This is a genomic window from Ancylobacter mangrovi, from assembly GCF_024752355.1.
GTDB lineage: Bacteria > Pseudomonadota > Alphaproteobacteria > Rhizobiales > Xanthobacteraceae > Ancylobacter > Ancylobacter mangrovi.
The window spans coordinates 23855-44608 of record NZ_JANTHZ010000013.1 but is presented as its reverse complement, the minus strand read 5'-3'; the positions used below and the strand labels follow the sequence as shown (position 1 = coordinate 44608).

Below are 20754 nucleotides of genomic sequence, written 5' to 3'. Positions count from 1 at the left end.
AGCCAGCGCAGTCCGGCCCCGGTCATAGCGCTAGATTATTGATATTTTTCGCAATCTCCACGATGTCACGCAAAGCGTGAAATCAACCTGCCTGCAAGCCACGCACCAACCCGCATGCCGGGGCCCCCACGGCCGGCTCAGGGCAGGATCTTGCCGGGATTCATGATGTTCTGCGGGTCGAGCGCCGCCTTGACGGCGCGCATCGCGTCGAGCGTCGCCGTGCCGTGCTCGGCCTCCATATATTTGCGTTTGCCCTGCCCGACCCCGTGCTCGCCGGTCGCCGTGCCACCCATGGCGAGCGCGCGCTCGACCATGCGGCCGATGAACTCCTTGCACTTCGCCACGTCGTGCGGGTCCTCCATGTCGACCAGCGTCACGGTGTGGAAATTGCCGTCGCCGACATGGCCGACGATGGGCGCGACCATGCCCATCTCCTCGATGTCGTGCTTGGTCTCGTCGACACAGTCGGCAAGGCGCGAGAGCGGCACGCAGACATCGGTCGCCAGCGCCTTGGCGCCCGGCTTCATCGGCAGGCAGGCCCAGTAGGCGTCGTGCCGCGCCTGCCAGAGCTTCGAGCGGTCCTCCGGGCGCGTCGCCCAGGCAAACTCGCCCCCGCCATATTCGGCGGCGATCTCGCCGAAGCGCTCGGCCTGCTCGTACACGCTCGCCTCGGTGCCGTGGAACTCCACGAACAGGGTCGGCTGCTCGGCGAGGTCGAGCTTGGAGTAGGCGTTGCAGGCCTTCACCTGCACCTCGTCCAGCAGTTCGATGCGCGCCACCGGCAGGCCGGACTGGATGGTGAGGATCACCGCGTCGCACGCCTCGCGGATGGTCGGGAAGGCGCACACGCCCGCCGAGATCGCCTCCGGCAGGCCGGAAAGCCGCAGCGTCAGGCTGGTGATGATGCCGAGCGTGCCCTCGGCGCCGACGAACAGCCGGGTGAGGTCGTAGCCGGCGGAGGACTTCTTGGCCCGCCGCGCGGTGGTGATGACCTCGCCATTGGCGAGCACCGCGGTGAGCGCGATCACGTTGTCCTTCATCGTGCCGTAGCGCACCGCATTTGTGCCCGAGGCGCGGGTGGAGGCCATGCCGCCCAGCGAGGCGTCGGCGCCGGGATCGATCGGGAAGAACAGGCCGACGTCGCGCAGATGGTCGTTGAGCTGCTTGCGGGTGACGCCGGGCTCGACCACGCAGTCGAGATCCTCGGGATGCACCGCGAGGACGCGGTTCATGCGCGACAGGTCGATCGAGATGCCGCCCTTGGGCGCATTGATCTGGCCTTCGAGCGAGGAGCCGGTGCCGAATGCGATGACCGGCACGCCATGCTTCGCGCACGCGCGCACGACAATTTGAACCTCTTCGGTGCTCTCCACGAACACCACGGCGTCGGGCGCCTCGTTGGCGAGCCAGGTGATCGTGTTGGCGTGCTGCTCGCGGATTGCCCGGCCGGTCGAGAGCCGGTCGCCGAAGTGGCTGGAGAGACTGGCGATTACCGCCTGCGCCGCCGCGCCGTCCGCCGTGCCGCTCACGCGCTCCTCGACCAGATCCACCATGCCCGTCTCCTGCCAATCCCATCCGCCTGCACGCAATGCGAGGGAGGCATATACCTTATCGCGCGCGGCGGCGAGCCGTTCATGAGCGGGGCGAACGGTAAAAGTCGTCGCAAAACCCCGCTATCGCTGAATTTCAGTCAACCAATCGCCATCAAAACAGATGACGCTTGCATGGAAAGTCGGCACAATGCTCGCCAATAAGGCAGCGCGGGTTACGCGCTCAGCTGTCGGGATGATGTCATGTTGGACGGGATCGACTTCGAACCCGTGTTTTTCGCTCCGTTCGTTTCGTCCGTCATGACGGTCGAGACGAACTGGGTTGATTACAACGGGCGGCTGCAACCAGCCTATTACAGCCTGCTCTTCGACCGTGCGGTCGAGGAGGCGGCCTTCCTCGTCGGTCTGGGCCCCCACCCGATCGACCTCAGCGGTGCCTCCTTCTTCACCACCGAGTCCCATCTGCGCTTCCTGCGCGATCTTCGCGCGGGCCAGGAAGTCCGGGTGACGCTGCGCCTCATCAACTACGACGACAAGCGCATGCACCTGTTCCAGGAGCTGCATCATGCCCGCGAGGGCTGGACCGCGGCGACCTGCGAGCAGATCGCCCAGCATATGGAGCCGGAGAGCCGCCGCGTTTCCGCCTTCCCGGACGAGATGCTGGAGCGTCTCGCGCTGATGAAGGCGGCCCATCGGGCGCTGCCGATGCCGGAAGGTCTCGGCCGCCCGGTCAACATGCCGATCCACCTGTCCTGAGGCGTCGCCTCTCGGGAAGGTCGGTCTTCGGCAAGCTTCGGGCTGCCTGCTGTGCAGTGCACATTTTGCAGGCCAGCCATGATGTTGTGCGTCTTCTTGTGCAGCGCGAAATGTCTATCTTCCTGGAGCATAAACTTCCGCTCCAGAAAGGAGACAACTCATGGCGCACGCTTCTTTCGCCATCGCCGCCCCGTCCCGGACGACGCTGGCTTCCACTCCCGCCAAGCCCGGCTTCTTCGCGCGCTTTTTGCAGCGCGTCATCGAGGCCCAGACCAAGCATGTCGAGGCCGAGATGGCCCGGTATGAAGACCGCATGGCCGCCGCCCTGCGCGGCGTCGAGCGCAACGGCTGACCTCAGCCCTTTGACCTCAGCCTCTTGACCCCGGCCGGTCCGGGTCGCGCCTCGGGCGCCCCGCATCGGCCGCGAGCTCGAGCGTCGTCCACCCTTCGAGGGTGCGACGGCGCACCAGCCTCAGCCCCTGCGCGCGATAGGCGGCCAATGCCGCATTCGCGTGCGAGGGCAGAAGCCCCGACAGCACCACCCTTCCCCCGGGCGCCAGCAGGCGCGCGAGCGGCTTCGCTATGCGCTTGAGCGGCGCCAGCAGGATGTTGGCGACGATCAGGTCGTAGGGGCCGAGGCGTCCGAACGCCCCGGCGTCGAGCCCCGGTGCATGCAGGAAGTGGATATGCGGCGCCGCATGGTTGGCGCGGGCATTGGCGCGCGCGGTCGTCACCGCCACCAGATCGATGTCGCTGGCGACCACGGGAGCGTGGAACAGCCGCCCGGCGGCGATCGCCAGCACCCCCGTTCCGGTACCGACGTCGAGTGTCTTCGCCGGCCGGCGCCTCTTGCCATAGGCCGCGATGGCCGCGAGGCAGCCCTTGGTCGTGCCGTGATGGCCGGTGCCGAAGGCGAGCGCCGCCTCGATCTCGATGCCGATGCGGTTGGGGCCGACATTGCCGCGGTCATGGAAGCCATGCACGAGGAAGCGCCCCACCGCGACCGGCGCCAGCCCCTCCAGCGAGGCGCTCACCCAGTCCTTCCTGTCAAGCGTCAAGAACACCGCCGCCGCCGCGTGGTCGGGCGAGATCAGCGCCACCAGCTCGCGGACCGCCTCCTCGTCCGGCTCCTCGCCGAAATAGGCCTCGACCGCCCAGGGCGAGCCCTCGGCCGTCACCTCGACCTCGAAGGCGGAGGTGGCGACCTCGGCCGGATCGAAGCTCTCGGAGATGAGGTCGGCGATGAGGCGCGCCTCGTGCTCGGGCGCCTCGACCCGCATCACATGGGTCGCCCCGTTGGGCGGCAGTCCTTCGAGCATGGCGGTCCTCGCTGCGCGTGAAACGCGCGCTCCTTAGGCGAGGTGGCGGCGGAACGCCAGCGCCGCGTTGCCGGCAGGCACCGGCGCGGCCCTCACCGCGCCGCGCTTCTCACGCGGCCTGGACGAAGCTGTCCACCACCTTCTTCTCGCCGGCCTTGTCGAACTGGACGGTGAGCTTGTTGCCCTCCACCGTCATCACCTCGCCATAGCCGAACTTCTGGTGGAACACCCGGTCGCCGCGCTTGAAGGCCGAGGGCGAGCCGGAGGAGCGCGCGATCAATTCGCCCTCGATCACCCGCCCGCGCGCCGCCGAGGTCGCCGCATAGCGCGAGGGGCGGTTGTCCGAGAAGCCGGAATCGCTGAACCGTCCGCCGCCCCCGCCGGAATGGGATTCGCCGCGCCCCGCATTCTGCGCGCGCTGCCAGCCGGGCGTGGAATAGGACGAGCCGCCGAAGGTCTGCGCCTCGTCGAAGCGGCTCGGCCCGTAGCCGTAGCGCCCGCTCTGCCCGCCGCCCCAGCCCGAGCCGCCGCGCGATTCCGTCACCTCGACGTCCTTCTCGGACAATTCGTCGAGGAACCGGCTCGGCACGCTGGACTGCCACAGCCCGTGGATGCGCCGGTTGGAGGCGAAGAACACCTTGGCCCGGCGCCGGGCGCGGGTGATGCCGACATAGGCGAGGCGGCGCTCCTCCTCCAGCCCCGCGCGGCCCTGCTCGTCGAGCGCGCGCTGGTTCGGGAACACGCCCTCCTCCCAGCCGGGCAGGAACACGGTGTCGAATTCGAGCCCCTTGGCGGAGTGCAGCGTCATGATGTTGACGGCGTCGCCCCCGCCCGCGCCTTCCGCGTCCATCACCAGCGAGATGTGCTCGAGGAAGCCGACGAGGTTCTCGAACGGCTCCATGGAGCGCACGAGCTCCTTCAGGTTCTCCAGCCGGCCGGCGGCGTCGGCCGAGCGGTCCTTCTGCCACATCTCGGTGTAGCCGCTCTCGTCGAGCACGATCTCGGCGAGCTCGTGATGGGGCATGTTCGCCATCTGCTCGCGCCAGCGGTCGAAGGCGCCGACGAGGTCGCGCAGGGTCAGCCGCACCTTCGGCTTCAGCGCCTCGGAGCCGACGAGCTGACGCGCCGCCTCGACCAGCGGCAGGCCCATGGCGCGCGCATGCTCGTGGATCTGCCGCAGCGCGGCGTCGCCGAGCCCGCGCTTGGGCACGTTGACGATGCGCTCGAAGGCGAGGTCGTCGGTCGGCGAGGCGATGACGCGCAGATAGGCGAGCGCGTCGCGAATCTCGGCGCGCTCGTAGAAGCGCGGGCCACCGATCACGCGGTAGTTCAGGCCCAGCGTGACGAAGCGGTCCTCGAATTCGCGCATCTGGAACGAGGCGCGCACCAGGATCGCGATCTGCGACAGGGCGTGGCTGTGGTGCTGGAGCTGCTCGATCTCCTCGCCGATCGCGCGCGCCTCCTCCTGGCTGTCCCAGGCGCCGGTCACCGTCACCTTCTCGCCGCTCTCGCCCTCGGAGAACAGCGTCTTGCCGAGCCGCCCCTCATTGTGGGTGATGAGGTGCGCGGCGGCGCCGAGAATGTGACCCGTGGAGCGGTAGTTGCGCTCCAGCCGGATCACCTTGGCGCCGGGGAAGTCGCTCTCGAAGCGCAGGATGTTGTCCACCTCCGCGCCGCGCCAGCCATAGATCGACTGGTCGTCGTCGCCCACGCAGCACACATTGTGCGAGCCCTGCGCCAGCAGGCGCAGCCACAGATACTGCGCGACGTTGGTGTCCTGATACTCGTCGACCAGGATGTAGCGGAAGCGGCGGTGATAGTCGGCGAGAACGTCCGGATTCTCGCGCAGCAGCCGGATGCTCTCCAGCAGCAGATCGCCGAAATCCACCGCGTTCAGCGCCTTCAGCCGTGCCTGATAATCCGTGTAGAGCTTCTGCCCCCGCCCGTTGGCGAAGGCCGCGCCCTCGCCGGCCGGCACCTGCTGGGGCGACAGGCCGCGATTCTTCCAGCCGTCGATGGTGTTCGCCAGCAACCGCGCGGGCCAGCGCTTCTCGTCGATGTTCTCGGCCTGCAGGAGCTGCTTCAGCAGGCGGATCTGGTCGTCCGTGTCGAGGATGGTGAAGCCGGACTTCAGCCCCACCAGCTCGGCGTGCCGACGCAGCATGCGCACGCCGATCGAGTGGAAGGTGCCGAGCCACGGCATGCCCTCCACCTGCTCGCCGACCATGGCGCCGATGCGCTCCTTCATCTCGCGGGCGGCCTTGTTGGTGAAGGTCACGGCGAGGATCTGCGAGGGCCAGGCCCGCCCGAGCGAAAGGATGTGGGCGATGCGCGTGGTCAGCACCCGCGTCTTGCCGGTGCCCGCGCCGGCGAGCACCAGCACCGGGCCCTCGGTGGCCTCCACCGCCGCGCGCTGCTCGGGATTCAGCCCGTCGAGATAGGCCCCGCCGGGCGAGGACGGACCACCGGGATTGGCCAGCGCCGCGGCGCGCGCGGCAATGCCGCCCGGGCGCGGCCGAGGGGCGGAGGTGTCGGCCGGCAGGTCGAAGGGAATGTCGAAGTCGTCGCCGCCCGCGCTGTCGTGCGGCTGTTTACGTGGATCGGCCAAGGGCCCGCTCGCTGTCATGCACGTGATTCCTGCGCGAACAAAATGGCACCGGCATGCCCGTTTGGCGAGGGCGGCGCCTTTTTGCGCCGGTCAGGGGCGCGGCAGCGCCTTAACCACCGGCGAGCCGGGCGGCGGCAGGCTGCCGAACCAGCGCTCGTGGATGCGTGCCATGGTGCCGTCCTTCTTGATCGCGGACAGCGCCGCGTCGAGCGGGGCGGTCAGCGGCGAATGGCGCGCCAGCAGCATGCCGTAGCGGTCGTCGGTCGGCAGGCGCTGCACCACGGCGAGGTCCGGCGCCTTCAGCAGCCGGTAGAGCAGCGCCGGCAGGTCGCCGAAATAGGCGTCCACCTGCCGGCGGTGCAGCATGTCGACCGCCGCGTCGAGCCCTTGCACCGGCACGATGGGGCCGAAGCCGTAGTGCTGCGCGTTCCGCGTCAGCCACTGCTCGTTCGTCGTCCCCGGCTCGACGCTGACGGTCTTGCCCTTCAGGTCGGTGAGCGCGCGTATGTGCGAGGTCTTGAGCACGACGATGCCCTGCGAGGTATCGTAATAGGGCTGCGTCGAATCGAACGTCTTCAGCCGCGCCGCGGTCAGCGTGATCGAGCACATGGCGACGTCGATCCGCCCCGCCTCCAGCGCGGGCATCAGCTCCTGGAACGGCATCGGCACGAACACCACCTGCCGCCCCATCTCGCCGGCGATCGCCTCGATCGTGTCGACCTCGAATCCCACCAGCGCGCCGGAAGGGTCGTGGAACTCCCACGGCTTGTTGTCGGGAAAGGTGCCGACGCGGATCGGCGCCGGCCCGGCGGGCGAATCGGCCGGCTGCGCGAAGGCCGCCGGTGCGCCGGCACCGGCGAGTATCCAAAGGCCCACGAGGAGCAGCAGACGCAAGGCCGCGATCATGGAGTCTCCCATGCGCCGAGGCGATTGACGCGGTCTCCGTTCGCTCCGATGCTGACCCATCCACTCCAGCCAGTCCAGCCGGTCCTTTCCATGTCCTATGGTCTTTATCTCATGACCGCCCTCGCGGGCGCGCTCTATGTGCTGTCCCCCGGGCCGGCCTTCCTCGCCCTGTTCTCGCTCGCCGCCACCCAGGGCCGCGCGGCGGGTGCACGCTTCGTCGGCGGGCATCTGGTGGGCGACCTGTTCTGGACCGCGCTCGCCTTCGCCGCCATCATCGGCGTCAACCAGCTCGGCCCGCTGCTGTTCGACCTGCTCGGCATCGCCTGCGGCCTCTATCTGTGCTGGCTCGGCTTCAAGGCGGTGATGTCGCGCGGCGGCACCCCGGCGCCGGTGGGCGCCAGCCGGCCGGTGATGACCGGCGTGCTGTTCGGCCTCACCAATCCGAAGGCGTACCCGGTCTCGGTCGCCATGTTCACGGCGCTGACCGCGCATTACGCCGCCGGGCTGTCCTGGGACGCGGCGCCGCGCCTGCTCGTCGCCGCCTTCGCCGGCTTCGTGCTGGCCGACATCATCCTGGTCTGGGCGGCGGGTCTCGCGCCGGTGCGGCGCTTCTTCCTGCGCCACGGCACCGCCATCACCCGCCTCGTCGGGTTGATGTTCATCGCGTTCGGTGCCAAGTCGCTTCTCGATGCCGGCCGCGGCATCGCCCAACGCTCCTGACGCCGCAACGGACCGCCACTCATGTTCGAAGCCAGGTTCCAGACCTTCGCCGACGCCGCCGCCCCCTCGCTCGGCACCCAGCGCCTCGCGCTGCTACGCGCGGAGCTGGAGCGGCGCGGGCTCGACGGCTTCATCGTGCCGCGCGCCGACGCGCACCAGAACGAATATGTCGCCCCCTGCGACGAGCGGCTGGCCTGGCTTACCGGCTTCACCGGCTCGGCCGGCGTCGCGCTGGTGCTGCGCGAGGAGGCGGCGATCGTCGTCGACGGGCGCTACACGCTGCAGGCGGCGGACCAGGTCGACACTCAATCCTTCGAGGTCGTGCCGCTGGCCGAAACGTCGCCCGAGCGCTGGCTGGAGAAGCACCTGCCCGCCGGCGCGCGCTTCGGCTACGACCCGTGGCTGGTGACGGTCGCCGGGCTCGACAAGCTCGAGCGGGCGGCGGCCGCCGCCGAGGCGGTGCTGGTGGCGGTCGACGGCAACCCGGTCGACGCCGTGTGGGCGGATCGCCCGTCCGCCCCGACCGCCCCGGTGGAGCTACGCGACCTCGCCCTCGCCGGCGAGAGCACGGAGGACAAGCTCGCCCGCATCCGCACCGCGCTCGCCGAGGAGAAGCTCGACGCGCTGGTGATTTCCGACCCGCACGCCGTCGCCTGGAGCTTCAACATACGCGGCGGCGACGTCGCCTTCACCCCGCTGCCGCTCTCCTGGGCCATCGTCCCGCGCGAGGGCCGCGCCAGCCTGTTCATCGACGGGCGCAAGCTCTCCAACACCGCCCGCCACGAGCTCGCCCATCACGCCGAGATCATCGAGCCGGTGTTCCTCGACCGGGCGATCGACAAGGCCGCAACCGGCGGCGCGGTGATCCGGCTCGACCAGGCGACCGCCCCGGCCCTGTTCGCCGCGCGCATCGAGGCGGCCGGCGGCAGGGTCTCGACCGGCCCGAGCCCGGTGGCGCTGATGCAGGCGGCGAAGAACGCGGCCGAACTCGCCGGCATGCGCGCCGCGCATCTGCGCGACGGCGCCGCGCTGGCCCGCTTCCTCGCCTGGTTCGACGCCGAGGCGCCCAAGGGCGGGCTCACCGAGATCGACGCCGTGGCCGCGCTCGAGACCTTCCGCCGCGAGACCGGCGCGCTCAAGGACGTGTCCTTCCCCACCATCGCCGGGGCCGGCGCCAACGGCGCCATCGTGCACTACCGCGTCACCGAGGCGACCAACCGGCCGATCCGCGCCGGCGAGCTGTTCCTGATCGATTCCGGAGCGCAGTACGAGGACGGCACCACCGACGTCACCCGCACCATCATCGTCGGCGAGCCGAGCGCGGAGATGCGCGACCGCTTCACCCGCGTGCTGAAGGGCCACATCGCCATCGCCCGCGCCGTGTTCCCGGCCGGCACCTCCGGCGCCCAGCTCGATCCCTTCGCGCGCCAGTTCCTGTGGGCGGCGGGCGTCGACTTCGACCACGGCACCGGCCATGGCGTCGGCGCCTATCTGTCGGTCCATGAGGGCCCGGCGCGCATCTCCAAGCTCGGCACCGTGGCGCTGGCGCGCGGCATGGTGCTCTCCAACGAGCCCGGCTACTACAAGACCGGCGCCTTCGGCATCCGGCTGGAGAACCTCGAGATCGTGGTCGAGGCGCCCACGGTCGAGGGCGCGGAGAAGCCGCTGCTCGCCTTCGAGACGCTGACGCTCGCCCCGTTCGACCGCCGCGTCGTCGAGCGCGCCCTGCTCACGCCGGAGGAGGCCGCCTGGCTCGACGCCTATCACGCGCGGGTGCGCGCCGAGGTCGGCCCGCTGGTCGACGGCCCCACCCGGGCATGGCTCGAGGCCGCCACCGCGCCGCTGGCGGACTGACCGGACCGCGCGGCGGCCTCAAGAGAACCGGCCGCGCGAGACCATCCGCAGCAAGACACCGGGCTGTATAGGGAACGCCGGCGCAAGAGAAGCGCGCCGGAAGCATCCGCTTGCGCCTATGGAACGATCATTCGGACGCCGCGTTACCACTCCGATCGTTACAACGGGGCAGACGGAGGCGTCGGATGACCACCATTCTTCTCGTCATTCTCATTCTGATTCTGATCGGCGCGCTGCCGAGCTGGGGTTACAGCCGCAGTTGGGGTTATGGCCCCAGCGGCATCGTTACCATCCTGCTCGTAGTGCTGGTCGTGATGATGCTGACCGGGCGGGTCTGACCGGGCGGTCCCGACCTGACCGGGTCGGAACTGGCCGGGCCAAACCTGACGGGTCAAGCCTGACCGGGTCCGACCCGGCCGATCCGACCTTTCGGGAAGGCGAAGGCCGTCGCGTGTCCTCCTCGCGGCGGCCTTTCTTGCGCCCGGGCGCAGAGAGCGCTGCGGAAAGCGGCGCGACGCTCAGCCCTGCACCAGCGCCAGCCACTCGTCCTCGGTGAGCACGGCGACGCCGAGATCGCGCGCCTTGGCGAGCTTCGAGCCGGCATCCGCGCCGGCGACCACATAATCCGTCCTCTTCGAGACCGACCCCGCCACCTTGGCACCGAGCCGTTCCGCCATCGCCTTGGCCTCGTCGCGGGTCATGCGCTCCAGCGCGCCGGTGAACACCACCGTCTTGCCGGCGACGGCGCCGCCGGTGGCGGTCTGCTCCATCGGCTCGGTCGTCACCTCGGCCAGCAGCGCATCGAGCGCGGTCTCGTTGTTGGGCTCCTTGAAGAAGTCGACCACCGCCTCGGCGACCACCGCGCCGATACCTTCGGTGGCGACCAGCTCCTGCCAGGCCTCGTTGCCCTTGGGGTGCTCGCCGGGGCTGTCCTTCGGGTCCGGCATGATCGCCGCGAGCGCGGCCTCGCGCAGCGCCTCGATGGTCCCGTAATGGCGCATCAGCCGCTTGGCGTTGGTCTCGCCGACATGGCGGATGCCCAGCGCATAGAGGAAGCGGTTCACCGGCACCTGCCGGCGCGCGGCGATGGCAGCGAACAGGTTCCGCGCCGAGGTTTCGCCCCAGCCGTCGCGGTTCTTCAGCCGGGTCAGCGCGTCCGGCGCCGAATCGCGCGCCTCCAGCGTGAAGATGTCCGCCGGCTGGCGCACCAGCCCCCAGTCGTAGAACGCCTGCACCTGCTTCTCGCCCAGCCCCTCTATGTCGAAGGCGTCGCGCGAGACGAAATGGCGGATGCGCTCCACCGCCTGCGCCGGGCAGATCAGCCCGCCGGTGCAGCGGCGCACCGATTCGCCCTCCTCGCGCACGGCATGCGAGCCGCAGGCGGGGCACAGATGGGGGAAGGCGAAGGGCGCGGCCTCCTTCGGCCGGCGCTGCAGCTCGACCGAGACCACCTGCGGGATCACGTCGCCGGCGCGCTGGATCACCACCCAGTCGCCGATGCGGATATCCACCGGCTCGCCATCGACGGTGCCGCGGATCGGCTCGCCATCGCTGTCGATGCCGCGGATGTAGTCCTCATTGTGCAGCGAGGCGTTGGAGACGACGACGCCGCCCACCGTGATCGGGGTGAGCTTGGCGACCGGAGTGAGCGCGCCGGTGCGCCCGACCTGGATGTCGATCCCCTCGAGCTGCGTCACCGCCCGTTCGGCGGGGAACTTGTGCGCCAGCGCCCAGCGCGGCGAGCGCGAGACGAAGCCGAGCCGCTCCTGCAGGGCGAGGCTGTCGACCTTGTAGACCACGCCGTCGATGTCGTAGCCGAGCGCGGCGCGCTGTTCCTCGATCCGGTGGTAGTGCGAGAGAAGCTGCTCGGCGGAATGGCACAGTACCGTCAGCGGATTGGTCGGCAGGCCCCAGCGGGCGAAGGCCTTGATCACGCCGAACTGGGTGTCGCCCGGCAACCCGCCCGCGCTCACCTCGCCCCAGGCATAGGCGAAGAACTTCAGCGGGCGGCTGGCGGTGATCTTCGCGTCGAGCTGGCGCAGGCTGCCCGCCGCCGCGTTGCGCGGGTTCATGAAGGTCGGCTTGCCGGCCGCCTGCTGGCGCTCGTTCAGCGCCGCGAAATCGGCGTGGCTCATATAGACCTCGCCGCGCACCTCGACGGTGCCGGGCACGTCGTCGCCCTTCAGCCGGTCGGGAATCTCGCCGATGGTGCGCACATTGTTGGTGACGTCCTCGCCCTCGAAGCCGTCGCCGCGCGTCGCCGCCTGCACCAGCCGCCCGCCCTCATAGCGCAGCGAGCAGGACAGGCCGTCGATCTTCGGCTCGGCGGTGAAGGCGAGGTCGGCCCCGGCGGCGAGGCCGAGGAAGCGCCGCACGCGGGCGACGAACTCCTCCACCTCCTCGTCCGAGAAGCCGTTGCCGAGCGAGAGCATCGGCACCCGGTGGCGCACCTTGGCGAATTTGGCCGAGGGCGCGGCGCCGACCTTCTCCGACAGGCTGTCGATGCCCCGAAGCTCGGGATATTCGGCCTCGATCGCGTCGTAGCGCCGGCGCAGCGCGTCATAGGCGGCGTCGGAGACGGTGGGCGCGTCTTCCTGGTAGTAGCGCTTGTCGTGCGCGGCGATCTCCGCGCCGAGCCGGGCATGTTCGCTCGCCGCCTCGTCGGCGGTCAGCTTGGCGACGTCGATCTCGGGCGCGCGCGCGTTCATATGAGGCTATGTAGCGGATTCGGCGCTCTTGAGAAGCCGCTCCGCCGCCGCCCGCGCCTCGGTGGTGATCTCGGCGCCGGAGAGCATGCGCGCGATCTCCTCGCGGCGGTGGTCGGGAGCGAGCGGAGCGACGCTGGTCGCCACCCGGTCCTGCTCCGCCACCATCTCCTTGGCGATGCGGAAATGGTGGCCCGCCCGCGCCGCCACCTGCGGAGCGTGGGTCACGGCCACCACCTGCGAGCGCTCGGCGAGGCGGGCGAGGCGGGCGCCGATCGCGTCCGCCACCGCGCCGCCGACCCCGGTGTCGATCTCGTCGAACACCAGCGTCGGCGCCGAGCCCTTGTCGGCCAGCACCACCTTCAGCGCCAGCAGGAAGCGGGCGAGCTCGCCGCCGGAGGCGACCTTCATCATCGGGCCGGGACGCGTGCCGGGATTGGTCTGCACCCAGAACTCGACCCGGTCGAAGCCGTCGGCCTGCTCGTCGGCCTCGTCGCTCTGGCACTGAGTGATGAAGCGCGCGCGCTCGAGCTTCAGCGGCCCGAGCTCGGCATTCACCGCCGCGTCGAGCGCCGCCGCCGCGAGATGGCGGCGCCCGGACAGGTCGCGCGCCGCCGCGCGATAGATCGCCTCGGTCTCCTGCGCCTTCGCCTCCAGCGCCCGCAGCGCCTCCGCGCCGTGGTCGAGCGCGTCGAGGTCGTCGGCGAAGCGCGCCGCGACCGCCGGCAGGTCCTCGACCGTGCAGGAGAATTTGCGCGCCGCCGCGCGCAGCGCGAACAGCCGCTCCTCGATCCGCTCCAGCTCCAGCGGGTCGAAATCGGCCTCGCGCAGCGCCTCGTCGAGATGGGTGCGGGCGAGGTCCAGCGCGTTGAGCGCGGCGTCGATCGCCTCCACCGCCGGGCGCACCAGCTTGTCCGCCTCTCCCGCACGGCGCTCCAGCCGGCGCACGGCGGCGGCGAGGCCCGGGATCGGCGAGGCGGCGCCGCCCACCGCCTCCTGCGCCTCGTTGAGGTCGCTGGCGATCTTCTCGAAACGCATCATCTCCGCCCGCCGATCGGCCAGACGGTCCTCCTCGCCGGGCTCGGGCGCCAGCGCGTTCAGTTCCTCGACCGAATGGCGGATATAGTCCGCCTCCTTGGCGGCCTCATCGAGCCGCGCCTTCTCCTGCGCCGCCGCCTTGCGCGCCTCGCGCCAGCCCCGCCACAGGCCGCCCACCTCCTCGGCAAGGCCGGTGAGGCCGCCATAGGCGTCGAGCAGCGCGCGGTGCGAGGTGGCATCGACCAGTGCCCGGTCGTCGTGCTGGCCATGGATCTCGACCAGCCGCCGGCCGACGCTGCGCAGCATCTGCGCGCTCACCGACTGGTCGTTGACGAAGGCGCGGGTGCGCCCGTCCGCGTGCTGCATCCGCCGCAGTACCAGCGCGCCGTCATCGTCGATGCCGGCGTCCGCCAGCAGCGCCCGCACGGGGTGGTCGGCGGCGATGTCGAACTCGGCCGTCACCTGCCCTTGCCCCGCCCCGTGGCGCACCAGCGCCCCGTCGCCCCGCCCGCCGAGGGCGAGGGTGAAGGCGTCGAGCAGGATCGACTTGCCGGCGCCGGTCTCGCCGGTCAGCACGGTCAGGCCGGGCAGGAAGGAAAGGTCGAGCCGCTCGATGAGGACGATGTCCCTGATCGACAGGGCGGCCAGCATGCGTGACGCTCCACAACGAATCCGCAGGGTACGGCGACCCCGCCCCTTTTAGCAGGTCGCAGGCGCGGACGCACCGGTGTTCTTATTCTGTTCGAGAATGCCACGACTGGCCGGATGGAAAGCCAGCCATGCGGGGCCGGCCGGCGCGGGGCGGGCCGATCGGGCGGCCCGTCAGCCGAGACCGACGCCCTTGAACGCCTTGGCGATCCAGGATTCCTCGTTGAGCTTGGGGTCGACGCCGCGCGACTGCACCAGCTTGAAGGCGTCCTTGTACCAGGAGCTCTCCGGGAAATTGTAGCCCAGCACGGCGGCGGAGGTCTGCGCCTCGCTGATGACGCCGAGCGCCATATAGGCTTCCGTCAGGCGGTACAGCGCCTCCTCGACATGGCGCGTGGTCTGGTAGCGCGTCACGACCACCTTGAAGCGGTTGATCGCGCCGGCATAGTTGCGCTGCTCGAGATAGTAGCGCCCGACCAGCATCTCCTTGCCGGCGATCTGGTCGCGGGCGACTTCCAGCTTCTTCTTGGCGCTGACGGCGTATTCGGAATCGGGATATTTGCGCACGACGTCGTCGAGCGCGTCGATGGCGCGCTGGGTGCGGGCCTGGTCTCGCGAGACGTCGGGGATTTGGTCGTAAAAGGACGAGGCCATCAGGTACTGCGCATAGGCGGCATCCTCGGAGCCCGGATGCAGCGCCAGATAGCGGCGCGCGGCCGCGATGCACTCGTCGTAATTGCCCTGGTTGTAGTTGATGTAGGCGATCATCAGGATCGACTTGCGCGCCAGCTCCGAATAGGGGTGCTGGCGGTCGACATCCTCGAAGCGGCGGATCGCCTCGCCGTAATCTTCCTTCTCCATGAGGGTCAGGCCCTCATTGTAGCGCTGCTCGGCCGGAACGTCCGGGTAGATCTTCTCTTCCTTGTCGGTGTCGAACATGCTGGCGCAGCCACCGAGGCTGGCCCCGACGAGGACGAGGCCCGCGAGCCGCACCGCCAGCAGGCCGGCGGCGCGCTTTCGCCGCGCCTGGTCCCGGGAGGAGGAGAGGTCGGGACGGGCGAAGGAGAGAAGACGCATCACAGATATCGATCCCGATCTTGTCGATGTCGCCCGGCCGGCGCGCATCTACGCGCTAAAGCCGCTTTCCGACCGCATTATGGCGGCGATAACGTGGCTGCGGCACGAGGGCAAGCCGAAAAGACCGAGCGGGCATCATGGCTGCCGCCCGATGGCCGGCCCGGGCGACCGATCCGGCACGAAGCGCGGCACAGGAAGGACGGCGCAAGGAACGCCGGCGGGACGCTCAGAGCTCGGGGGCGTAGGCGGGCACCGCGACGGCGGCGACATCGGCCGTGCCGCGCACCGAACGGCGGGCCGGCAGGCGGGCCTCGACGATCTCGTAGGCCGAGCGGTCCGACAGCAGCGCGTCGACCACGGCGAAGTTAAGCTTGTGGCCGCCGCGATAGGAACGGTAGCGCGCCATCATCGGCAGGCCGCCGAGCGCGAGGTCGCCCACCGCGTCGAGCGCCTTGTGGCGCACGAACTCGTCGGCGTAGCGCAGGCCGGTGGTGTTCATCACCCCGTCGTCGCCGAGGCAGATCGTGTTGTCGAGCGAGGCGCCGAGCGCGAAGCCCGCCTGCCACAGCCGCTCGACATCGCAGAAGAAGCCGAAGGTGCGCGCCCGCGCCAGATCCTTGCGGAACACGTCCGGCGACAGGGTGGCGGCGTAGCGCTGGCGGCCGATCGCGGCGTGGTCGAAATCGATCTCGACCTCCAGCCGGAAGCCGACGTCGTAGGGCGAAAGCTCGCCGAAGCCGGTCTCGGTCTCGACCCGCACCGGCTTCAGCACGCGCAGATAGCGGCGCGGGGTGCCGGTCTCGATCACGCCGACCTCGTCGAGGGCGGCGACGAACTCGTCGGCGCTGCCGTCGAGGATCGGCACTTCCGGCCCGTCGATCTCGACCCGGGCGTTGTCGATGCCGAGGCCGGAGAAGCAGGCGAGCAGGTGCTCGACGGTGGAGACCGCAGGGCCGCTCGAATCGCGCAGCACGGTGGCGAGGTCGCTGCCGCGCACGGCGCTGCGGCAGGCCCGCACGGACTGGTTGGAGTCGGAACGGTGGAAGACGATGCCGCTGTCGGCGTCGGCGGGAGCGATGCTCAACCGCGCCATCTTGCCCGAATGAACGCCGACGCCCGAAAGGGCGACGCTATCGGCAAGAGTGGTTTGCACTACAGCATTCATTCCGGACCCCAGAACGGACTTCGTTACGCGTCCGCTCCCCTCTCCAAAAAACAACACAGTTAACCGCCATTAACGTTCCGGGAACCGAATCCCGTGACGGCTTTTCGTTGTCCGGACCATATCGACGCCCCCGGGTGGCGCCAACTCACTCTTGATTACGCTCTGTTACTGTGGCCTCGCTGCCGCAGTAGAGTCTAAAATCCTTTACAATCAATGAATTACACCCGGGCCTCGCGGCCCGGGTGCTGCATTGCGCAATCGCTTTGTTACAGGCTGGGATGCCAGCCCGCCGGCACCTCAGCCCTGGCGGCGGAGGAAGGCCGGGATATCGAGGTGATCGTCGTCCGCCGGACGCGGCGCGACCGGGCGGCCATGGGCGTCCATCGGGCGCGGCGCGGCCGGGCGCTTGGCGAATTCCGAACTCTCGGGACGGCGCTCGGCGAGGGCGCGCGGCTCTGCCTGCGGGGCGCGGCGCACCACCGGACGCATGTCCGCCGGCGGGTCGACCTCCTCCTCTTCCTCGGCATGGCGGCCGAGGCCAACATTGGCGAGGCGCTGAAGCAGCGTCATGCGCTTCTTCTCGTTCTGGTGATGCTCGGGCGCCTCGCCGCGGGCGGCGCGGATCTGGTTCTGCGCCGGCACCGGCAGCTCGTCGACGCGCGGCATGCGCGGCGACGGGCGCTCGGCCTGCGGCGGGATGAACGGCTCGAGCGTCTCGTCCTCATAGGCCGCCTCGCTCACCGCCGGGGCTTCCGGCTCGGCGTAGAGCGCGGGCTTGGGAGCCAGCTGGCGGATGGTCACCTCGTCGATCGCGGCCGGCGCGCGGTCCGGCTCGCCATAGACGTGGTCGTCGGCGGCGTGGGCGGCATAGGTCGGCTCGTAGCTCTCCTCCGAGGCGCCGTAGGCTTCCTCGTCCTCGGTCAGCGCGGCGGCCACCGAGTGCAGGGCGGCGTCGCGGCGGGCCTCGACGGCGGCGCGGCCGGCATTGGACATGCGGCGCCCGCCGATGTCGGCGAGGTTGGAGAAGCTGTGCGGGATCTGCTCGGGGATCACCGCCGGGTCGATGCCGGTCGCGACCACCGACACGCGGATCAGGCCTTCCAGCGTCTCGTCGAAGGTGGCGCCGAGGATGATGTTGGCGTCCGGGTCGACCTCCTCGCGGATGCGGGTCGCCGCCTCGTCCACCTCGAACAGGGTGAGGTCCTTGCCGCCGGTGATGGAGATCAGCAGGCCACGGGCGCCGCGCATCGACACCTCGTCGAGCAGCGGGTTGGCAATCGCCGCCTCGGCCGCATGCAGGGCGCGCTTCTCGCCGGAGGCCTCGCCGGTGCCCATCATCGCCTTGCCCATCTCGCGCATCACGGCGCGGACGTCGGCGAAGTCGAGGTTGATCAGGCCTTCCTTGACCATCAGGTCGGTGATGCACGCGACGCCCGAATAGAGCACCTGGTCGGCCATCGCGAAGGCGTCGGCGAAGGTGGTGCGCTCGTTCGCCACCCGGAACAGGTTCTGGTTCGGAATGACGATGAGGGTATCGACGCCCTTCTGCAGCTCGGAGATGCCCATCTCGCCGATGCGCATGCGGCGCTGGCCCTCGAAGTGGAAGGGCTTGGTCACCACGCCAACGGTGAGGATGCCGAGTTCGCGGGCCGCCCGGGCGATGACCGGCGCGGCGCCGGTGCCGGTGCCGCCGCCCATGCCGGCGGTGATGAACACCATGTGCGCGCCGGCGAGGTGGTCGCGGATCTCGTCCAGCGCCTCCTCGGCGGCCGCGCGCCCGACTTCCGGCTGCGAGCCGGCGCCCAGGCCCTCGGTCACGGCGACGCCCATCTGCACGATGCGCTCGGCCTTGGAAAGCGTCAGCGCCTGCGCGTCTGTGTTCGCGACCACGAAGTCGACGCCGCACAGACCCGCCGTGATCATGTTGTTGACCGCATTGCCGCCGGCGCCGCCGACGCCGAACACGGTGATCCGGGGGCGCAGTTCGCGGATGTCAGGTGCCTGGAGGTTGATCGTCATTGCTGTTGTCCCCTAACGCCGGCGGGCCCTCGTCCCGTCTCGATCACTATGGTGCCGGTTCCGCCGGCGCGGATTGGATGGAACACGTCAGAAGGCCTCCCGCAGCCAATGGCCAACGCGCGAGAAGTATCCGCTCTCCTCCCCGTGGGAGAGGCGACGGCGGCGGGCCTCGAAATGCTCGAGCCCCGCAACCTGCGGATAGACAAGAAGCCCCGTGGCGACGGCGAAGGTGGCGCCGCGCGCCGCCTCGGGAAGCTTGGAAATGCCGAGCGGGCGGCCGATGCGCACCTGCCCGCCGAGAACCTTGCCCACCAGCTCGGCATGGCCGGTGAGCTGGGCCGAGCCGCCGGTGAGCACGATGCGCCGCCCCGCCCCGGCCGAATGGCCGGAGGCGACCAGCCGGTCGCGCACCAGCTCGATGACTTCTTCCACCCGCGGGCGGATGATGCGCAGCAACTGCGACTTCGGGATCACCCGCGGCAGGTCGTGGTGGTCGTCGGCGATCGGCGGCACGGTCAGCATCTCGCGCTCGTCGGCGCTGATGGCGAGCACGCCGCCATGCAAGCTCTTCAGCCGCTCGGCGTCGGCAAGGCGGGTGGAAAGGCCGCGCGCGACGTCGTTGGTGACGTGCTGGCCGCCGACCGCGATGCCGTCGACATGCACGCAGTGCCCGTTCTCGACCACCGAGACGGTGGTGGTGCCGGCGCCGAAGTCGATCAGCGTCACGCCGAGCTCGGCCTCGTCGTCGGCGAGGGTCGACAGCGCGGCCGCATAGGGCGCGGCGACCATCGCCTCGACGCCGAGATGGCAGCGCTCGATGCACAGCAGCAGGTTGCGCACCGCCGCGCCGTCGGCGGTGATGACGTGCAGGTCGACGCCGAGCCGGCGCCCGAGCATGCCGCGCGGCTCGCCGATGCCCGACACGCCGTCGAGCGCGTAGCCGACCGGCAGCGCGTGAAGGATGGTGCGCCCCTCGCCCACCGCGAAGGTGGAGGCGGCGTCGAGCACGCGGCGGATGTCGCCTTCCGCCACCGCCGGCTCGGGCAGGTCGACCTCGGCGGCGAAGTGCTCGGAGGACAGGCGCCCGCCGGCCATCGACACCACCACGGAGGCGATCTGCACGCCGGCCATGCGCTCGGCCGCGTCGACCGCGCGGCGGATGGCGTATTCGGCCCGCTCCATGTCGATCACCGCGCCGCCCTTGATGCCGTGGGCGCTGGTGTGGCCGATGCCGAGCACGTCGATCGAATGGGTCCGCCGGCGCAGGCTGGAGCTCTCGCGCGGCTTCAGCCGGGCGATCATGCACACGATCTTGGAGGTGCCGACGTCGAGCACGCCCACCACGCCGCTGCGACGCGGCGCGAGCGGGCGCATCTTCGGCGCGATCTCAAAATACGACCGCATCATGTGCTGCTCCCCTTCCTCGCCTTGGCCTGGGCCTTGAGGTCGGCCTGACGCGCCTCGTAGGCGGCGTCGGAGAGGCGGACGGTCACGCGGTCGGGCAAGCGCAGATCGATGATGGTGACGTCGCGGCTGAGAAGCTGCTTGTCGCGGTCGAGCACGGCGAGCTGCTGCAGCGCGTCGTCGAGGCCGCGCTCGGGCAGGCGCACGTCGATGCCGTTGCCCATCTTCAGCGTCCAGCGGCGGTCGGCGACGCGGATGGCGGCGCGCACCTGGTCGCGCACGCCCGGCACCAGGCTCAGCGCGTCGACGATCTCGACCGCGTGGGACTGCGCGCCCTCGCCGACCACGATCGGCAGGCGGATGTAGCGCGGGTCGTCGGAATAAGGGGCGATGATGGTGCCGTCGCGGGCGATCACGTTGATCTTGCCGTCCTTCTGCCAGAGCGCGAAGCCCTCGCGCTCGACCACCTGGATGTCGAGCCGGTCGGGATAGAGCTTCTGCACCGTGGCGCGCTTGATCCAGGCGAGCTGCTCGAGCCGCTGGCGCGCGCCCTCGGCGTCGAAGAACGGCAGCGAGGAGGTCGGCTTGACGCCCGCCGTGGCAAGGATCTCGCCCGGGGAGACGTGGCTCTGGCCGTTCAGGTTGACGTTGGCGATCCGGAAACCGACGAGGTTTGCGCCGGTATCGGCCACGTCGCGGGCGGTCTCGATGGCGGCGGGCATGTGGCCGCCGCGCTCGAGGCCGTAAATGCCGGTGGCGGCGAACAGCAGGGCGACCAGCCAGATGCCGGCGCCGCGGTTCACCACCCGCGAGGCGGAGAGACCGACGAAGAACCGGCGACCGCCGATGATGGCGCGGTCGACGAATCGCGTGCGGCCCGGCCGCGCCGAACGGGCCCTGGCCGCAGGCCGGGACACGGCAGCCGGCGCCGCCTGGGAACCACGTCCCCGCGCTACCGTCCGCCCCGAATCTTCAGATGCCGCAC

At 70.2% G+C, this 20754-nt stretch carries 16 protein-coding genes; 5 read left to right on the top strand and 11 right to left on the bottom strand.

The annotated features are described in order from the left end of the window. Positions 1–137 precede the first annotated feature (137 nt). A complete protein-coding gene (locus NVS89_RS20740; RefSeq protein ID WP_258734677.1) occupies positions 138–1553 on the bottom strand; it encodes an FAD-binding oxidoreductase in 1416 nt (471 codons plus the stop codon). Between the two features lie 297 nt (positions 1554–1850). Here NVS89_RS20740 and NVS89_RS20735 point away from each other — a divergent pair, with 297 nt between their 5' ends. Together NVS89_RS20735 and NVS89_RS20730 are read left to right on the top strand one after the other, a co-directional pair. Beyond that, entirely contained in the window at positions 1851–2306 is a 456-nt protein-coding gene (locus NVS89_RS20735) for a thioesterase family protein (protein ID WP_258734676.1), read from the top strand. Positions 2307–2466: 160 nt separating this feature from the next. After that, the gene (locus tag NVS89_RS20730) at positions 2467–2658 is read left to right on the top strand and encodes a hypothetical protein (RefSeq protein WP_258734675.1); all 192 of its coding nucleotides are present in this window, start codon (positions 2467–2469) and stop codon (positions 2656–2658) included. Between the two features lie 16 nt (positions 2659–2674). Here NVS89_RS20730 and NVS89_RS20725 read toward each other — a convergent pair whose 3' ends face one another. The 3 genes from NVS89_RS20725 to NVS89_RS20715 form a co-directional block, all read right to left on the bottom strand. Continuing rightward, a complete protein-coding gene (locus tag NVS89_RS20725; protein WP_258734674.1) occupies positions 2675–3625 on the bottom strand; it encodes a 50S ribosomal protein L11 methyltransferase in 951 nt (316 codons plus the stop codon). 109 nt (positions 3626–3734) lie between these two features. Next, positions 3735–6233: an ATP-dependent helicase gene (locus NVS89_RS20720; protein ID WP_502550540.1), complete on the bottom strand. Its 2499-nt coding sequence runs from the start codon at positions 6231–6233 to the stop codon at positions 3735–3737. Positions 6234–6323: 90 nt separating this feature from the next. Further along, positions 6324–7139, bottom strand: a complete 816-nt coding sequence (locus NVS89_RS20715) for an ABC transporter substrate-binding protein (RefSeq protein WP_258734672.1) — start codon at positions 7137–7139, stop codon at positions 6324–6326. 90 nt (positions 7140–7229) lie between these two features. Here NVS89_RS20715 and NVS89_RS20710 point away from each other — a divergent pair, with 90 nt between their 5' ends. The 3 genes from NVS89_RS20710 to NVS89_RS20700 all read left to right on the top strand — a co-directional run bounded on the left by NVS89_RS20710 (position 7230) and on the right by NVS89_RS20700 (position 10051). Beyond that, positions 7230–7859, top strand: a complete 630-nt coding sequence (locus NVS89_RS20710; protein WP_258734671.1) for a LysE family translocator — start codon at positions 7230–7232, stop codon at positions 7857–7859. Positions 7860–7880: 21 nt separating this feature from the next. Beyond that, positions 7881–9713 carry an aminopeptidase P family protein gene (locus tag NVS89_RS20705; RefSeq protein ID WP_258734670.1) on the top strand — a complete coding sequence of 611 codons (1833 nt, stop codon included), beginning with the start codon at positions 7881–7883 and terminating at the stop codon, positions 9711–9713. A 185-nt stretch (positions 9714–9898) separates the two neighbouring features. Continuing rightward, positions 9899–10051 carry a DUF3309 family protein gene (locus tag NVS89_RS20700; protein WP_258734669.1) on the top strand — a complete coding sequence of 51 codons (153 nt, stop codon included), beginning with the start codon at positions 9899–9901 and terminating at the stop codon, positions 10049–10051. Between the two features lie 180 nt (positions 10052–10231). On the opposite strand, the gene ligA is transcribed toward NVS89_RS20700, so the two are convergent. From ligA to NVS89_RS20665, 7 genes are all read right to left on the bottom strand, one after another. Beyond that, positions 10232–12421: an NAD-dependent DNA ligase LigA gene (ligA, locus tag NVS89_RS20695; protein ID WP_258734668.1), complete on the bottom strand. Its 2190-nt coding sequence runs from the start codon at positions 12419–12421 to the stop codon at positions 10232–10234. A 6-nt stretch (positions 12422–12427) separates the two neighbouring features. After that, a complete protein-coding gene (gene recN, locus NVS89_RS20690) occupies positions 12428–14107 on the bottom strand; it encodes a DNA repair protein RecN (protein WP_258734667.1) in 1680 nt (559 codons plus the stop codon). 171 nt (positions 14108–14278) lie between these two features. Further along, positions 14279–15181: an outer membrane protein assembly factor BamD gene (locus tag NVS89_RS20685; RefSeq protein WP_258734666.1), complete on the bottom strand. Its 903-nt coding sequence runs from the start codon at positions 15179–15181 to the stop codon at positions 14279–14281. 226 nt (positions 15182–15407) lie between these two features. Continuing rightward, positions 15408–16346: a UDP-3-O-acyl-N-acetylglucosamine deacetylase gene (gene lpxC / locus NVS89_RS20680; RefSeq protein ID WP_258734665.1), complete on the bottom strand. Its 939-nt coding sequence runs from the start codon at positions 16344–16346 to the stop codon at positions 15408–15410. 297 nt (positions 16347–16643) lie between these two features. Further along, on the bottom strand, positions 16644–18365 hold the full coding sequence (gene ftsZ, locus NVS89_RS20675; RefSeq protein WP_258734664.1) for a cell division protein FtsZ: 1722 nt from the start codon (positions 18363–18365) through the stop codon (positions 16644–16646). 87 nt (positions 18366–18452) lie between these two features. Beyond that, positions 18453–19769 (bottom strand): cell division protein FtsA, encoded by a 1317-nt coding sequence (ftsA, locus tag NVS89_RS20670; protein WP_258734663.1) that lies wholly within the window; start codon positions 19767–19769, stop codon positions 18453–18455. Next, positions 19769–20686 (bottom strand): cell division protein FtsQ/DivIB, encoded by a 918-nt coding sequence (locus NVS89_RS20665; protein ID WP_258734662.1) that lies wholly within the window; start codon positions 20684–20686, stop codon positions 19769–19771. Before NVS89_RS20665 ends, ftsA begins: the two co-directional genes overlap by 1 nt. Between the last annotated feature and the right edge of the window lie 68 nt (positions 20687–20754).

Excerpts from the sequence above, each read along its gene's own strand:
- lpxC (WP_258734665.1), bottom strand. The coding sequence starts at position 16,346 with ATGAATGCTGTAGTGCAAACCACTCTTGCCGATAGCGTCGCCCTTTCG.
- NVS89_RS20740 (WP_258734677.1), bottom strand. The coding sequence starts at position 1,553 with ATGGTGGATCTGGTCGAGGAGCGCGTGAGCGGCACGGCGGACGGCGCG.
- ligA (WP_258734668.1), bottom strand. The coding sequence starts at position 12,421 with ATGAACGCGCGCGCGCCCGAGATCGACGTCGCCAAGCTGACCGCCGAC.
- NVS89_RS20685 (WP_258734666.1), bottom strand. The coding sequence starts at position 15,181 with ATGCGTCTTCTCTCCTTCGCCCGTCCCGACCTCTCCTCCTCCCGGGAC.
- ftsZ (WP_258734664.1), bottom strand. The coding sequence starts at position 18,365 with ATGACGATCAACCTCCAGGCACCTGACATCCGCGAACTGCGCCCCCGG.
- NVS89_RS20725 (WP_258734674.1), bottom strand. The coding sequence starts at position 3,625 with ATGCTCGAAGGACTGCCGCCCAACGGGGCGACCCATGTGATGCGGGTC.
- NVS89_RS20710 (WP_258734671.1), top strand. The coding sequence starts at position 7,230 with ATGTCCTATGGTCTTTATCTCATGACCGCCCTCGCGGGCGCGCTCTAT.
- NVS89_RS20735 (WP_258734676.1), top strand. The coding sequence starts at position 1,851 with ATGACGGTCGAGACGAACTGGGTTGATTACAACGGGCGGCTGCAACCA.
- NVS89_RS20730 (WP_258734675.1), top strand. The coding sequence starts at position 2,467 with ATGGCGCACGCTTCTTTCGCCATCGCCGCCCCGTCCCGGACGACGCTG.
- ftsA (WP_258734663.1), bottom strand. The coding sequence starts at position 19,769 with ATGCGGTCGTATTTTGAGATCGCGCCGAAGATGCGCCCGCTCGCGCCG.
- NVS89_RS20705 (WP_258734670.1), top strand. The coding sequence starts at position 7,881 with ATGTTCGAAGCCAGGTTCCAGACCTTCGCCGACGCCGCCGCCCCCTCG.
- NVS89_RS20715 (WP_258734672.1), bottom strand. The coding sequence starts at position 7,139 with ATGATCGCGGCCTTGCGTCTGCTGCTCCTCGTGGGCCTTTGGATACTC.
- NVS89_RS20700 (WP_258734669.1), top strand. The coding sequence starts at position 9,899 with ATGACCACCATTCTTCTCGTCATTCTCATTCTGATTCTGATCGGCGCG.
- recN (WP_258734667.1), bottom strand. The coding sequence starts at position 14,107 with ATGCTGGCCGCCCTGTCGATCAGGGACATCGTCCTCATCGAGCGGCTC.